General features: G+C 68.3%; 12 protein-coding genes. 9 read left to right on the top strand and 3 right to left on the bottom strand.

Annotated features, from left to right (window positions below):
- Positions 1–77: 77 nt before the first annotated feature.
- Positions 78–860, bottom strand: a complete 783-nt coding sequence (locus BLT19_RS13995; RefSeq protein WP_091491433.1) for an alpha/beta fold hydrolase — start codon at positions 858–860, stop codon at positions 78–80.
- 117 nt (positions 861–977) lie between these two features.
- On the opposite strand from BLT19_RS13995, the gene BLT19_RS13990 reads away from it, so the two are divergent.
- A complete protein-coding gene (locus BLT19_RS13990) occupies positions 978–1,955 on the top strand; it encodes a glycoside hydrolase family 5 protein (RefSeq protein ID WP_157681865.1) in 978 nt (325 codons plus the stop codon).
- Between the two features lie 243 nt (positions 1,956–2,198).
- On the opposite strand, the gene BLT19_RS13985 is transcribed toward BLT19_RS13990, so the two are convergent.
- Both BLT19_RS13985 and BLT19_RS13980 read right to left on the bottom strand, forming a co-directional pair.
- Positions 2,199–5,618 carry a hypothetical protein gene (locus BLT19_RS13985; RefSeq protein WP_091491428.1) on the bottom strand — a complete coding sequence of 1,140 codons (3,420 nt, stop codon included), beginning with the start codon at positions 5,616–5,618 and terminating at the stop codon, positions 2,199–2,201.
- Between the two features lie 114 nt (positions 5,619–5,732).
- Positions 5,733–6,383 carry a VOC family protein gene (locus BLT19_RS13980; RefSeq protein ID WP_091491425.1) on the bottom strand — a complete coding sequence of 217 codons (651 nt, stop codon included), beginning with the start codon at positions 6,381–6,383 and terminating at the stop codon, positions 5,733–5,735.
- 348 nt (positions 6,384–6,731) lie between these two features.
- Between BLT19_RS13980 and BLT19_RS18280 the strand changes: the two genes are divergently transcribed.
- From BLT19_RS18280 to BLT19_RS13940, 8 genes are all read left to right on the top strand, one after another.
- Positions 6,732–6,950, top strand: a complete 219-nt coding sequence (locus BLT19_RS18280) for a DUF2255 family protein (RefSeq protein WP_091491422.1) — start codon at positions 6,732–6,734, stop codon at positions 6,948–6,950.
- Positions 6,951–7,046: 96 nt separating this feature from the next.
- Entirely contained in the window at positions 7,047–7,856 is an 810-nt protein-coding gene (locus BLT19_RS13970; protein ID WP_091491419.1) for a glycosyltransferase family 2 protein, read from the top strand.
- A gap of 53 nt (positions 7,857–7,909) precedes the next feature.
- Complete coding sequence (locus tag BLT19_RS13965; protein WP_091491416.1) at positions 7,910–8,854, top strand: L,D-transpeptidase; 945 nt, start codon at positions 7,910–7,912, stop codon at positions 8,852–8,854.
- A gap of 96 nt (positions 8,855–8,950) precedes the next feature.
- A complete protein-coding gene (locus BLT19_RS13960) occupies positions 8,951–9,943 on the top strand; it encodes an aldo/keto reductase (protein ID WP_091491413.1) in 993 nt (330 codons plus the stop codon).
- Positions 9,944–9,953: 10 nt separating this feature from the next.
- Complete coding sequence (locus BLT19_RS13955) at positions 9,954–10,250, top strand: DUF1905 domain-containing protein (RefSeq protein ID WP_091491411.1); 297 nt, start codon at positions 9,954–9,956, stop codon at positions 10,248–10,250.
- Between the two features lie 69 nt (positions 10,251–10,319).
- Positions 10,320–10,838: a prepilin peptidase gene (locus tag BLT19_RS13950; RefSeq protein ID WP_091491409.1), complete on the top strand. Its 519-nt coding sequence runs from the start codon at positions 10,320–10,322 to the stop codon at positions 10,836–10,838.
- Between the two features lie 67 nt (positions 10,839–10,905).
- Positions 10,906–11,925, top strand: coding sequence for a YihY/virulence factor BrkB family protein (locus BLT19_RS13945; RefSeq protein WP_091491407.1), 1,020 nt, complete (start codon positions 10,906–10,908; stop codon positions 11,923–11,925).
- Positions 11,926–11,999: 74 nt separating this feature from the next.
- Positions 12,000–14,522 (top strand): glycogen/starch/alpha-glucan phosphorylase, encoded by a 2,523-nt coding sequence (locus tag BLT19_RS13940; RefSeq protein WP_091491405.1) that lies wholly within the window; start codon positions 12,000–12,002, stop codon positions 14,520–14,522.
- The last annotated feature ends 6 nt before the right edge of the window (positions 14,523–14,528 follow it).

Raw genomic sequence — 14,528 nt, 5'->3', positions numbered from 1 at the left:
CGCGACGCGATCGCCAGACGGGTCCCCATCATCCTGCTCACTTGCGTCCCCACAGCGTCAGGGCGACTCGGTGGCACCTATTCAGTGCTGTCGAGGATGAGTCGAGCTGCTTCGCGCGGCACGTCCCATTGCGGAAAGTGACCGCACCGCTCGAACCAGTGCAGTACGGCGTCGGGGAACAGCTCTATTGCGCGAGCGGCCTGTTTCGGTACGGTCACCAAGTCGCGCCGTCCCCACCCGATCGTGACCCGGCCGGGCGGTGTGCCGGCCGGGGCGCCTTGTTGGGTGGGTCCTTTCGTGAGGGCGTCCATCGCGGCCCCGGTCGCTGGGGAATCGGCCAGTCCGCGCACGTCCGGCAACACGGTCTCTTTCGAGAGCGCCCAGGGGCGGGCCGACAACTGCGCCAGCAGCAGCGTCCTTCCGACGGGGCTGCTCAGCAGGGCCGGCAGCATCCCTCGCAGTGCTCGGACCAGAGCGATCGAAGGCCGCAGCGTGGCACCGAAGACGACGAGCTCGCGGTGGCTCCAGAAGCCGCCCGGGTCCAGCGCCACGGTGTCGCCGCCGACTCCCCGTCGCGCGAGCTCGAGCACGATTCGGCCACCCATGGACTGGCCGACGGTCGAGACCCCGTCCAGCCCCTGATCGCGGATGAAGTCCGCGACGGAGTCGGTCAGTGCGGCGATCGATACCTCGCCGCTCAACGGTGGTGTCTCACCGAACCCTGGGAGGTCGACAGCGATGACCTCGCGGCGCTCGGCCAGTCCGTCCAGGATCGGGGCCCAGGATCGCCACCCTGCGCCCAGACCGTGTACGAGCAGGAGGGGCCTGCCACTTCCGCGTCGAATATGGGTGAGCGTCACCCCGGCAACGCTAACCCACGCAGGTACTGGCAGAGGTTGATCGCCGCAAGCGGCTATAGTGACGCCGTTTCACGCGTGACTCGGGGCGGTGCCGCCGCTGAGCAGTACGGTGTGCACATGTTCGCGTCAGACGGTCGTGTCGATCACTGGTTGCGCCGCGGCGTCAACATCGGCGGTGTCTTTGATGACCGGAACTCCGAGCCGGCTGTATGGAGCCAGCGTGATCATGAACTCACGGCGATCGCCTCGGTGGGGTTCACCCACGTGCGTGTACCGGTGAGATGGTGGGGACACGCTGGCAGCACGCCGCCCTACCGAATCGATCCCATCTTCGCCACGGAAGTGGACCGCACGATTGATCGGGCGCTGCACTCTGGGCTGGGTGTCGTGCTGTCCATGCATCACGCCGACGGGGTGATGTCGGCCGAGCCTGCGCAGGTGGCCCGCGTCCTCGCGCTCTGGGCGCAGGTCGCTGCGCGCTACGCGGACCGGCGACCAGGGCTGGCGTTCGATCTGCTGAACGAACCTCGCGACGCGCTGACACCCGATCGATGGAACGACATCCTGCCACTGATTCTGGGCGCGGTGCGCGAGATCGATCGGACTCGCCTGGTCATCATCGGTGGCGCGCAGATGGGAACCCTTGCAGGACTCGTCGGCATTGAGCCGCCGGCTGATGACGCGCTGGTCCTGAGCCTGCACTACTACGAGCCCTTCGCGTTCACACACCAGGCGGCCCCCTGGGAGTCCGAATCAGCGGGATGGGCCGGCACGCGGTGGGGGACGGCGTCCGACCGGCAGGCGGTCACCGCCGATCTCGAAGCCGCTGCCCGGCGAGCTCGCGACCTTGAACTGCCGCTTTACGTCGGTGAGTTCGGGACATTCCACGCCGCTGACGAGCACGACCGGGGGGCATGGACAGCCTGGGTGCGTCACGAGCTGGAGCGGCTGAACCTCCCGTGGGCGTACTGGGACTTCGCCACCGATTTCGGCCTCTACGACCGCGAACGTCAGCACTGGCGTTCTCATCTCCTTCAGTCATTGATCGGGCCGCAGCGTCGTCCCACGGGCGAGGATCTCTGCGGACTTGGTTAGGGAATCCATGAGCGCAGCCATCGGGTCACCACAGCTCGGTCAGCCAGACGGAGCCGATGGAGCTCAACGCGACGATGCCCGGACTCTGGTTGCCATAACGCTTCACCACGCCACAGCGGCGCTTATCGTGCGCGCATGGACGATCCCGACCCCTGACGATCCTCCTCCGCCGCCACGTTCGACTGCCTCACTCGGCCGTGGTGGTCTCGGTTCGGCGTACTGGGACGCGTCGGCTCGGGACGATCAGTGTTCGACCTCCACCCACTCACTGATGCAGGGGGCCGCAGAGTAACCGCCGTTGAACTCTGCCTGTGCGATGCGACCGCCCCCGACCTGCTCACGGAATTCGAGTCCGAACTGTCCGTCGCGCACCTCGCCCGTGAACACTCCGAGGTCGGCGCCGTCCTTGTCGTCCCGGATGGAGACGACAACCGACCCCCATGGCCCTTCGCCGGTCTCTTCGACCTCCACGCGGCCGCGCGCGTACCCGTGTCCGACGGTCAGGTCGACGAAACGCGTGCGTCGGCCCGCGACGACATCGACATTCGCTCCGCCGGTGGTGTCGCCGTGGCATCCTTCGCCCGTATCCGCCACTCCGGTGAGTCGCAGCCGGTTCGGTGTCTCCCACGAGATCGACCGCCGCTCCTTCGTGATCGTGGCCACGGACGGATCCCCGATCATCGACTCCGTCCAGAACCGCACATCGCGCTCCTCGCCGGGCTGCAGCACGACCCAGGCGTGCTCGAGGTACGTGCGTGCCAGGCGGTCGGTCTGGCGCACCACCACGCGGCATCGGGCCTCGACCGGATGCGGATTGGTGACCTTGACGACACCGGTCTCGCGCGTGGACGGCGATCCTGACGCCGAGACCATGCGGGTGTGATTGGACTGCGCTTCGTTGTTGTCGCGGGTGATCTCATCCGGCAGTGCCGTCACACGCGCGAAGACGCAGTAGTGGGGTCGAACCGTGAGGAACGGGATGAGCGACAGCGCGGGCGGTCGCCACACATCGGGTGAGGTGACGTCGATCTGGGCGCCGGCGGCGAGGCTCGCGACCGTCACCGACCCGAGCGGTCGCTCGGCCCCTCCGCCGAGCGTGAAGTCCTTGACGCCGAACGTGATCTCGATGTTGTTCGCCGTGTCGCGACCTTTGTTGTGCAGCGTTGCGACGAGCCAATTGTCATGGCCCTCCCATGGCACGTCCCGAAGTGCCGCATCCTGCAGGTTGCGGAAGTTCTCCACGCGCAGATCGGGACTCTTCCAGCCGGTGCTCTGCCCCCACGGACTGAAGGCGGGGTCGGGTTTGGCGTCGGCGTATCGCAGGTGCACCCGTGCCATGTCGTTCCCGGCCTGCGTGACCTCGAGACGGAAGTCGTTCGGGTACGCCGGGTCGGAGGTGTCGCGTTCCTCGTAGTCGTCGTTCAGGGCGAATGTTCCGGCGTCGGCATCCGCGTCGTCGCGTAGGAGCGTGAGCGGCCGACGATTGGTGGGTGGCGTATCGCCCGAGACGTAGTCGGTGCCCACGACGACGAAGTCCTCCGCGATCGTCTGGTCGCTCATGGCGCCCGCGTTGCGCCGCCGGTACTCGAAGTAGTAGTTGCGCCCGTCGGCGATCCTCAGCTCGACGGCCTGGCGACGACCGGCCGGCGCAGGACCGCCGCGTCCGGCGGGGTGCAGGTCGATCGATTCGTCCACGTATCCGGTGACGCCTACCGACAGGGTCCTCACTTCGGCTGCGGGCACCCACCCCAGCTGCATGCGCTCGGCCGGGGAGAGTTCCGGCGACCCGCCTTCGTTCCCCATGAGGTCCCAGCCGCCCGGGTCGCGGGTCTGGAACTGCGCGTCGTGTGCGGCCGCGTCGAAGTACGCATCGTGCAGGCCGAAATTGTGGCCGAGCTCGTGCGCGACCGTCTCGGCGATCGTGCGGCCATTGCTGATCGCCGTCCATGTGGTCGGCATCGTGAGCGCCTGGATCGTGCGGCTGCGCGGGATGGCTATCGAGAACCCGAGGAAGGGGTAGACGTCCTCCCCGACGACGTAGCTCAGCTGGTAGCCGCCGGGACGAGTCCCGTAGGGCCACTGGTGCCGGCCGGGGAAGCCGGACATCACGTTGGCGGGGATCGAGCGCAGCACGAAGACGATCGAGTCGACCGCGTCGAGATCCAGCAGCAGCGGCTGCCCGGCTGCCGCGAGGTCGCGGTTCTGCCGCACGATCTCCGCGACCGCGGCCCGGCTGAAGTTCGGCAGGCCGTCGCCCTGGGTTCTCCCCGTGGTCATGTCCGGCGTGACATAGGTGTCCCAGGCGTTCGGCAGGCGGATCGGAGTCAGGATGCCTGCTTCCACGAGGTTCAGCTTGTTGCTCGAGGTCGCTGCGTAGTACAGGCGGGTCGATTCGACCACGCCGCCTCGGACGACACCGGTGAAGACCTCGTCGCGGAGCGATTGGGTCAGCGTTGCCGCATCCGTGGCCGAGAGCGTCGTCTGGTCGCTGGTTTCCACGACCACGATCGCGACGCGCCAGTTGCCGACACGCGGTCGCACGTTCATGTTCTGCGGCACGTACGGGTCGCCGCCTCCCCACGCCGCATCGGGTGCCTCGTTGTCCGACGGCCCGACCAGCGACAGTGCCGGACCATCCGGCCCCGCCCAGGTGTCGACGACGGCGAACGGCTGCGTGCCCAGCACATCTCCTGTGTTCGCATCGAGCGCCAACAGGGTGAAGTCGCCGACCGTGCCACCGAGCGCCATGACAACGTGCGGGGCGTCAGGATCGAACGAAGCATCCCGGGATGCCGAGACCAGGCCCCCATGCGGGGGATCCACCACGAACGCGAGGTCGTCGAACGCGACAGGGCCCCGCGGCTTCACGTCCACCCGCGTCCACGAGGCGAGGTAGTGCTCGGCGGCGAGGGACAGCTCGACACCGGAAGCCTCGACGACGGGCACCACGTCGATGTCGCTGCCGAAGCCTGCGATGAGCCCGGCGGCGCCCGAGGCCAACCCCCATACGGGTGCGGGAAGGGTCGCGAGCGTCTGACCGACGGCGGGAGCTGCCGGGTTCCGGAGCTCGATCCGACCGTCGGCGAAGCCGATCGCGATGCGAGGGTTTCCTGGTGCGACGCTCGACAGTCGCGTCGCGCCGGGGAGTGTAGCCAGCGACTGCGGTGGAACGCCGGGGCGGAGCACCGACAAGCGCCTGGAGCCGATGGGGCCTGCGAGCACGAGGGTTGCGATCTCGCTTGGGTGCGCGATCGCGTCGACGGTCGCGGCCGGTGCGCTGCCTTCGTCCGCCGCCGCTCCCGAGGCCGGATCGATCGACCACAACCTCGCTCGTCGACCACCGGTGACGGCCTTGACGGAGCCGGTCGCGGAGGTCGTTGCGACCGTCGCCCCGGCGACCGAGGCGAGCGGATCCACGGCTCCTGCGGAGAAGACTTCAAGCCTGTCAGCTGTGGAGACCAGCACGATGCCGGACGCGTCGGACGGATGCGGCGTGATGTCGGTCACGCTTCGTCGGCGTTTCACATCCGCCAGGCGCGTGCCGTCGGCCGCGCTGCGGACGACCGTCCACCCGCGGATGCCGGATCGCTCCAGGTGTGCGAGGGAGCCGTCGCCGAGAACCGCGAGGGCGAGACCACTGCTGATGCCGGTGATGAGTGCCATGTACCGAGGAGGCCTGCTGCGGGTCGGTGATACAGGGGAGCCAGCCCGGCACCAATCCCGCTCCTCGCAGGGAAACAGTCGGTCGCGCTGGGACCTGGTGAGTCGTCTCCGCGATCACGCCTGGTCGTGGACGTCGCCCCACGCCGCGATGTCCACACCGTGGTTGTCCGGTGACGCGAACGTCCACCAATCCGGTGCGTTGGCGTCGTCAGCGAGCCGCCCGCCCGCACGGAGAACTGCGGCCACACGCTCTTGCGCACGATCATTCGGCACGGCCACGTCGATGTGGGTGCGTCCGCGTCCTGGCGCGGCGATTTCATCGAACCACATTCGCGGTCCGCGGCGGAGCGGGTCGACGATGAATCCGCCGAGCGATTCGTACCCGAGCGCCGCAGCCCAGAAGTCCCGGGTGCTGACGCCCTCCGCTTGAGCGATGGCTATCTGGATCGTGTGCAGGTGAGACGGGTCGGGTGCGAGCCCGAGTTCTGCCGCGATGTCGGAGACGCGCCGCGCGAGCTCGACATCGGCGGTGTCCAGTCGCCCGCGCGGTGTTGACGCGGTGCGAACGACCACGGCTTCGGGTCGTAAGTCGATGTCCGGCTCGCGACCGAGCGAGGCCGCCGCGACCGCAATGCGTCGGATGAACTCCACGCCTGTTGCGAACGAGTTGGTGGGAAAGACGGTCTGCGCACCTCCGTAGAGGACGTGCCAGCCGGCTGTTCCCGCTTCGGCGTGAAACTGCTTTGCGCTGATCGGTTCGGCCATGAGTTTCCTCCATCCACCATCCTGCGGACCACGTCACATCGCTGACGCGAATCACAGTAGCGACCGGTTGCGACATGCGTTCGTGACCAGGTCTCCTCGGCGGCCTGCCTCTCGGCGCAACCGGTGGCGATGTCGTCGGCGACGGCTGACGGACCCCTGACGCGACGAGACGCTCAGTCGATGAGACGTCTTTCGGGCCTACTCCGGGCGAGATCGCTGAATTCCAACCGCCCCACACGCTGGTCTATCACTGGTGGGACGCTGCCAAGTCAGGAAAGCTGAAACTCGAGGGCTGGCCGGCGTACCGGCTCGAAACGGGTGACGGTGAGCTTACACACGTGCATCACCATGCCGAACTGCCGACGTGAACTGGAGATCGCAGCGCCTCTCGCTGACGGGCGCCGGGGGCAATGGACGCCGATCTGGGTCGTGGTGTCGGCCGGTGCTGTCTTCGTCCGCACGTGGTTGCGTCGGGACACGGGCTGGTACGGGCGGTCGGTCGCTTCGAGGCGTGCGTTCGTTCGGATGTCAGCATCCACCCTCCGTCTCGAGCGACTCTTCACCTGAGGCGGTCTGCCGCGCTGACCGACGCGTCCCGGGTCCGCACAATCGACTCTGGTGAGGCGAAAAGCCGTCCGATCCTCGGCGGAGTATCGTGATCCCGTGACCCTCCAGCCGCGCGTCACGGTCGTCATCCCGTGCCGAGACGATGCGGATTTCCTCGTCCACTGCCTCGCGGCGCTCGCCGCCCAGGAGCGACCTGCCGACCGGGTCATCGTGGTCGACAACGGCAGCAGCGACGCCTCCGTCGACATCGCCCGCCGATTCGGCGCGACCGTCGTCACCGAGCGCGTCATCGGCATCTGGCCAGCCGCGGCGCGCGGTTACGACGAAGCCCTCGAGGACGCCGATATCATCGCGCGCCTCGACGCAGACTCGCGTCCCCACCCGGACTGGATCGCCCGCCTCACCCGCGCCTTCGTCGCCGAGCCGACGCTCGGCGTTCTCACCGGCGGTGCCGAGTTCTACGGATCGAGCCCGCTGGTGAACTATCTCGGCGAACGCTGGTACATCGGCGGCGGTCACTACTGGATCAAGAAGTTCCTCGGCATCCCGCTCGTCTACGGGTCGAACTTCGCCATGCGAGCGGCGGTGTGGCGGCGAGTGCGCACCCGGGTCGATCGCACGAATGCCGGCATCCACGACGATCTCGATCTCACCATCCGGCTGCGCCCGTCGGACGGCGTGCGCTACGACGAAGAGTTGCGGATGCCGGTCTCCGCACGGCCTCTGGTGACCCAGCGGGGTCTGTGGCGGCGCGTCTGGCGGGTCGTGCCGACCTTCGCCGCCAGCTGGCCCGAGGGCGCGGCATGGCGGCGGCGCGACGACGACCAGGCGACCCGGCGGGACGAGTGGATCCCGGAGGGCGACGACCTCACGCCCGGCGACCTCGCTCCCGGATACGGGAACTGAGCGATCCAGTCCGACTTGCGGCGCGACGCGCCTCACCGGACGATGGGGGAGTGATGACCGACGGGGAGGTCAGCGGCGCGCCGAGGTCAGGCACCCGCGCCTCGCGCACGCGGCGTGCGGTCTGGATCACGCTCGCGGTCGTCGTGCTCGTGACGGCGGGGATCGTGACCGCGCTGCTGCTGCGACCGGCCGTTCCCGCGGCATCCGAGCCCACTCCGTCGCCCTCTCGCAGCGCGGGTCCCACGCCTCCGCCGACACCGACACCCACCCCGACGCCGACCGGGTTCCCCGCCAACAGCACCGTCTACGATCTCGCCGCGCTCTCGCAGATCGACGTGTTCGCCGTGAACGCGGGGCTCCCGATCGATGACGACCCGTTCGGGGCCTTGACCGGGGAAGCCGCCACGTCGATCGGTGACGGGGCTCCGGTCTTCGGCGATCCGGTCGGCCAACCGGTCGGCTTCCTTCCCCGCGAGTACACGTTCGGCGGGACGACGGCCCCGATCATCGAGCGCCAGGAGCACTGGGTGAAGGTGCTGCTGGTGGGTCGGCAGTCCGTCCCTTCGCAGGGGAATCCGGCCCAGGTCATGGGATGGCTGCGCACGAAGGACGTGGCGATCGCGCCGCTGGATGCGCTCGTCGAGGTCGATCTCACTGCGCGCACGATAGACATCGTCCGCGCAGGCGTCCCCGAACGGATCGCGACTGATTTCGCGTCCGGGACCTCGGACACCCCCACGCCCCTCGGCCGCACGTACGTGATGACCACGCTCGTGGAACCGTCGTTCGGCTACACCCGCGGCTACCCGCTCGTCTATCTCGCAGTGCAGTCGCCCACCCTCGACGGGTTCGGCGGTGCCGACGTCGCCGTCACCGCATTCCACTACCACGACGAGCGATCCGGCTCGATCTCCAACGGCTGTCTCCGCGTGGACCCCGCGGCGATCGAGGCGCTCGCCGCCCTGCCGGCGGGGACGCCGGTGATCGTCCGGCCGTAGGTCACTGTGGGGCGGTCGGCAACCCCCGGCGTGCGGCCTGGGATCGATGTCATGCTGGATCGCGGCCGAACGCCGGCCGTTTCGGAGGGATGAATCATGCAGCAGCGACCGCTCGGACACACCGGACGCGAAGTCTCGGCGATCGGCCTCGGCACGTGGCAGCTCGGCGCCGACTGGGGTGCGGTCAGCGAGGATGACGCGATCGCCGTGCTCGCGGCATCGGCCGACCGCGGCGTCACGCTCTTCGACACTGCCGACGTCTACGGCGACGGTCGCAGTGAGCGCCTCATCGGACGTTTCCTGAAGGATCGGTCCGGCGCCGCGATCACGGTGGCGACCAAGATGGGGCGGCGGATGGAGCAGGTCGCCGCCAACTACACGCCTGAGAACTTCCGGGCGTGGACCGAACGGTCCCGCCGCAACCTCGGTGTCGACACGCTCGACCTCGTCCAACTGCACTGCCCGCCCTCCGGCGTGATCGAAGACGATGCCACCTACGACGCGCTCGACGAGCTCGTCGCGGATGGTGCGATCGCCGCGTACGGCGTCTCCGTGGAGACGTGCGATCAGGCGCTCGCCGCCATCTCCCACCCCCACGTCACGAACGTGCAGATCATCTTCAACCCCTTCCGCCTCAAGCCGCTGGACGAGGTGCTGCCCGCCGCCGAGGCGGCCGGGGTCGCGATCTTCGCGCGCGTGCCGCTGGCGTCGGGGATGCTGTCCGGGAAGTACACCACCGCGACCACCTTCGCCGCCGACGACCACCGATCGTTCAACCGACACGGTGAGGCGTTCGACAAGGGGGAGACCTTCTCCGGCGTGGACTACCAGGTCGGCCTCGCCGCCGCCGCCGAGCTGAGTGCCGCGCTCCCGAGCGGAGTCTCACTCCCCGCAGCGACCCTGGCCTGGATCGCGTCGCGGGCGGGTGTGACGACCGTCATCCCAGGGGCGCGCAACGTCGCTCAGGCGGAGTCCAACGCGGATGCTGCGGAGCTGCTGAACGCCGGGCTCGACCTGGACGCGTTCGACGCCGTCGTCCGCGACGTCTACGACTCGCGCCTGCGCGCGGCCATCCACCCGCAGTGGTGACCACGGGCTCATGATCCTCGAGTTCGACAGCGAGGTGTTCCGCTGGGACGCCCGGCCGGACGCCGTCTGGTTCCTCACCTCGGTGCCGCTGGAACTGAGTGGTGACATCCGCGAGATCCCGAGACCGCATCGCGGATTCGGGGCGGTGCGCGTGCGGGTGAGCGTCGGCGGTTCGGAGTGGTCGACCTCGATCTTCCCGTCGTCGGACGGCACGTACGCGCTCCCGCTCAAGAAGGCGGTGATGAAGGCCGAATCGCTGGACGAAGGCGGTCCGGTCCATGTGCGTCTGCACATCCTGGACGGCTGAGCAGGCGGTTATCCACAGATCATCCAGGAACGGATGCCACCGCCCGCGCCGCGCGTAGGCTCGGGCGTCATGTCGGCCGTCGAAACTGCATCGTCGGCCCTCGCCGTGCTGGCCTTCCTCTATCTGGCCGTGATCAGCGTCGTCCTCTGGGTCATCGACGCGGGCACGCATCGACTGCCCAACCGCATCGTGCTGCCCGGCTATGCCGTGGGCGTCGGACTGCTCGGCATCGCGACGGCGCTCGGCGGCGATCCGCAGCGACTCGGCCGAGCCCTGCTCGGCATGGGTGCGCTGTTCGCCGGGTACTTCATCCTGCGGATGGCCAGCCCGACCTCGATCGGCGGCGGCGACGTCAAACTCGCGGGGCTCCTCGGTCTCTACCTCGGATGGCTCGGCTGGAGCGGCCTGGTGATCGCGACGGCGGCGGCCTTCCTCATCGGAGGTGTGCACGCGCTCGTGCTGCTGGCGCGCCGCCGTGCCACCCGCAGCACCCGCATCCCGTTCGGTCCCGCGATGATCGGTGGAGCCTGGCTCGCGATCGTCCTGAGCGTGCTGCCCCTCGGCTCGTTGACGGTCGTGTCGGCGTAGCGTCCATCTGTGCCGGAGAGACTGTCAAGTCCCTCGGCCGGAAACACGGGCCGGATACTCTGGCGCCATGGCAGACCTCATCGCGCGCGTCATCGCGTGGACGCTGGCCCGCAGACCCGTCCGCGCGTTCCTGCTCTACAGCGAGCACCGCGGACCGATGCTCGCCGACAGTGTGACGTATCGCACGCTGTTCAGTGTCTTCGCCGGCGTGCTGCTCGGTTTCTCGATCGCCGGACTGTTCCTGGCCGGGAACCCCGCCGCCCTGCAAGCGCTGGTCGATGCCGTCGACTCCGCGATCCCAGGCTTGTTCTCCCAGAACGGCGAGGGCGGAATCATCGATCCCGCCTCCATCCAGGCGCCGGCCGGTCTCACGGTCGCCACCGTCCTGTCCCTCGTGGGTCTGCTGGGTGCGGCGATCGGGGCGATCGGCTCCCTGCGGGCGGCGTTCCGGGTCATCGGCGACCGCGTGCACGACGATGTCTTCTTCCTCTGGGTTCTGCTGCGCAACCTCCTGATCGCCCTCGCGATCGGCGCGGCGTTCGTGGCATCCGCCGCCATCACCTTCCTGGCCAACGCGGGTATCGGCGCGCTCAGGGACGTGCTCGGCTTCTCGGACCGCGACCTGTTTCCGGTGATCGGCGCGCGTCTCGTCTCCGTCGTCATCGTGTTCGCGCTCGACGCGCTCGCGATCGCGCTTCTGTTCCGGACGCTGTCCGGCGTGCGTGCCTCCGCCCGGGCGCTGTGGACCGGCTCCCTCCTCGGCGCGGTCGGCCTGATCGCGCTGCAACAGCTGTCCAGCCTGTTCGTCTCGGGCGCCGGGTCGAACCCGCTCCTGGCCTCGTTCGCCTCCCTGATCGCGCTGCTGCTGTGGATCAACCTCTCGGCGCAGGTGATCCTGATCGCCGGCGCATACATCATCACCTCGGTGGACGAGGAGTCCGACCGAGTGCGGGCGCGTCACGGAGCCTCGACGTTCGCGCAGCGCCGGGTGCAGCGCGCCGAAGATGGCGTCCGAGTGGCCACTGAAGAGCTGACCCACGCTCGGGCCGACGAGGAGAAGGAGCGCTCGGCAGCGCTGAAAAGATGACGGTGCTGTAAACGATCGGTTCCAGAGTGCGGCCCGATGTGCGGATCGGCACCGCCGGTAGGTAGTTTCGTTGCATGCCCCTGGAGCACACCCCCACGACCGCAGCACCTGCATCCGCCGCGCCCGTCGCGACGCATCCGTTGGCGGTCGCGCCCGTCACCGGGCCGCCGTCCTCGGTGGACGGCTTCGTGCGCGAGTTCCTCAACAACCTGAACTACGAGCAGGGTGTGGCGCTGTCCAGTTCCAGCCCGAACGATCGCTACCTGGCGCTGGCGTACACGGTGCGCGACTACCTCATGGCTCGGTGGCTCGAGGATCAGCGCCGTCAGCGCGAAGTGCAGGCGAAGGGCGTCTGCTATCTCTCGGCTGAATACCTTCTCGGTCGTCAGCTGGACAACAACCTGCTGGCCGCCCGGCTGACCGACATCGCGACCGAGGCGATGGCCGCATGCGGCATCGACATCGACGATCTGCGCCAGCTCGAGGTCGAGCCCGGCCTCGGCAACGGCGGCCTCGGACGTCTGGCGGCATGCTTCATCGATTCGCTCGCGACGATGAGCGTCCCCAGCACCGGCTACGGACTGCGCTACGAATACGGCATCTTCCGGCAGACCTTCGTCGACGGCGAGCAGATCGAGCAGCCCGATGCGTGGCTCACCCTCGGATCGCCCTGGGAGTTCCCCCACCCCGAGGCGGCGCAGACGATCGGGTTCGGCGGGTACACCGAGAAGTACGACGACGAGGGCGTGGCGCGCTCGCGGTGGGTGCCGGGCTGGACGGTCCAGGCGGTGCCCTACAACTACATGGTGCCCGGGTACCACAACGGCCGCGTCAACACGTTGCGGCTGTGGAGCGCGGTCGCCTCCAGCGCGTTCGATCTGCGCATCTTCAACGCCGGCGACTACGCCGAGGCTGTGCGGGCGCAGACCTTCGCCGAGAACATCTCCAAAGTGCTCTACCCCGAGGACTCCACCCCCCAGGGCAAGGAGCTTCGCCTGCAGCAGCAGTACTTCTTCGTCGCGGCATCCATCCACGACTTCCTCGAGCACTCGCTCTCGCCCGACTTCGATCTGGCGAATCTTCCCGACCGCGTCATCTTCCAGCTCAACGACACGCATCCGGTGATCGCCGTTCCCGAGCTCATGCGTGTCCTGGTCGATGAGAAGGGCATGAAGTGGGATGCCGCGTGGGCGATCACCCAGCAGTGCTTCGCGTACACCTGCCACACGCTGCTGCCGGAAGCGCTGGAGATGTGGTCGGTCGACCTGCTCGGTCGTCTGCTGCCCCGCCACCTCGAGATCATCTATCGCATCAACGACGAGTTCCTCGCGGCCGTGCGCGAGCGCTTCGGCGACGATGAGATGCGCATCCGCAACATGTCGATCATCGCCGACTTCCCGGAGCGGTCGGTGCGGATGGCGTTCCTGGCGACAGTGGCCGGCGCGAAGGTCAACGGCGTCGCCGAACTGCACTCGCAGCTGCTGCGCGAGAAGGTCCTGCCCGATTTCGACGAGTTCTATCCCGGCAAGTTCACCAACGTCACCAACGGCGTGACGCCGCGTCGCTTCGTCCGCCTCGCCAATCCGGGGCTTGCCTCACTCATCACCGAAGCGCTCGGTGCCGGATGGACCGTCGATCTGGAACGACTCCGCGGACTGGAGGCCTTCGCGGAGGACCCGGAGTTCCGGGCGAAGTTCGCCGAGGTCAAGGCGGCCAACAAGCGCCGGCTGAGCGACGTGCTGCGCACCCGCGACGGGTTCGAGGTCAGCGACGGCCACATGCTGGATGTGATGGTCAAGCGGCTGCACGAGTACAAGCGGCAGATGCTGAAGGTGCTGCACATCGTGACGCTGTACGAAGGCATCGCGTCCGGTCGCGTCGCCGCAGCGGATGTACAGCCGAGGACCTTCATCTTCGGCGCCAAGGCCGCGCCGGGCTACGTGATGGCCAAGCGCATCATCCACCTCATCAACGCGGTCGGCTCGGTCGTCAACGCGGACCCTCGGGTCGAGGGCCGGCTGCAGGTGCTGTTCCCGCCGAACTACAACGTCACACTGGCCGAGCGCGTCATCCCCGCTGCTGACCTGTCCGAGCAGATCTCGCTGGCCGGCAAGGAGGCTTCCGGTACGGGCAACATGAAATTCGCCCTGAGCGGTGCGCTCACCATCGGCACCGACGACGGTGCCAACGTCGAGATCCGCCAGCTCGTCGGCGACGACAACTTCTTCCTGTTCGGCATGACCGAGCCCGAGGTCGAGGCGCTCTGGGCGAAGGGCTACAAGCCGAGCGACTTCTACCAGGCCGACGAGGGGCTGCGTCGTGCGATCGACCTGATCGCCTCCGGCGCGTTCTCGGGCGGCGACCGGTCCACGTTCGAGCCGATCGTGTCGAATCTGCTCTACGACGACCGCTTCATGGTGCTGGCCGACTACGCGTCGTACATCGCCGCACAGGCTCGCGTCGACGCGGCATACGCCGATCAGGATGCCTGGACCCGGTCGTCCATCCTCAACGTCGCCCGGTCGGGATTCTTCTCCTCGGACCGATCGATCCGCGACTACATCGACCGGATCTGGCACACGCCGCCGGTCCTGTAGGCCGGG

Source organism: Microbacterium pygmaeum (assembly GCF_900100885.1).
Classification (GTDB): Bacteria; Actinomycetota; Actinomycetes; order Actinomycetales; family Microbacteriaceae; genus Microbacterium; species Microbacterium pygmaeum.
This window is presented reverse-complemented; position numbering and strand designations above follow the sequence as displayed.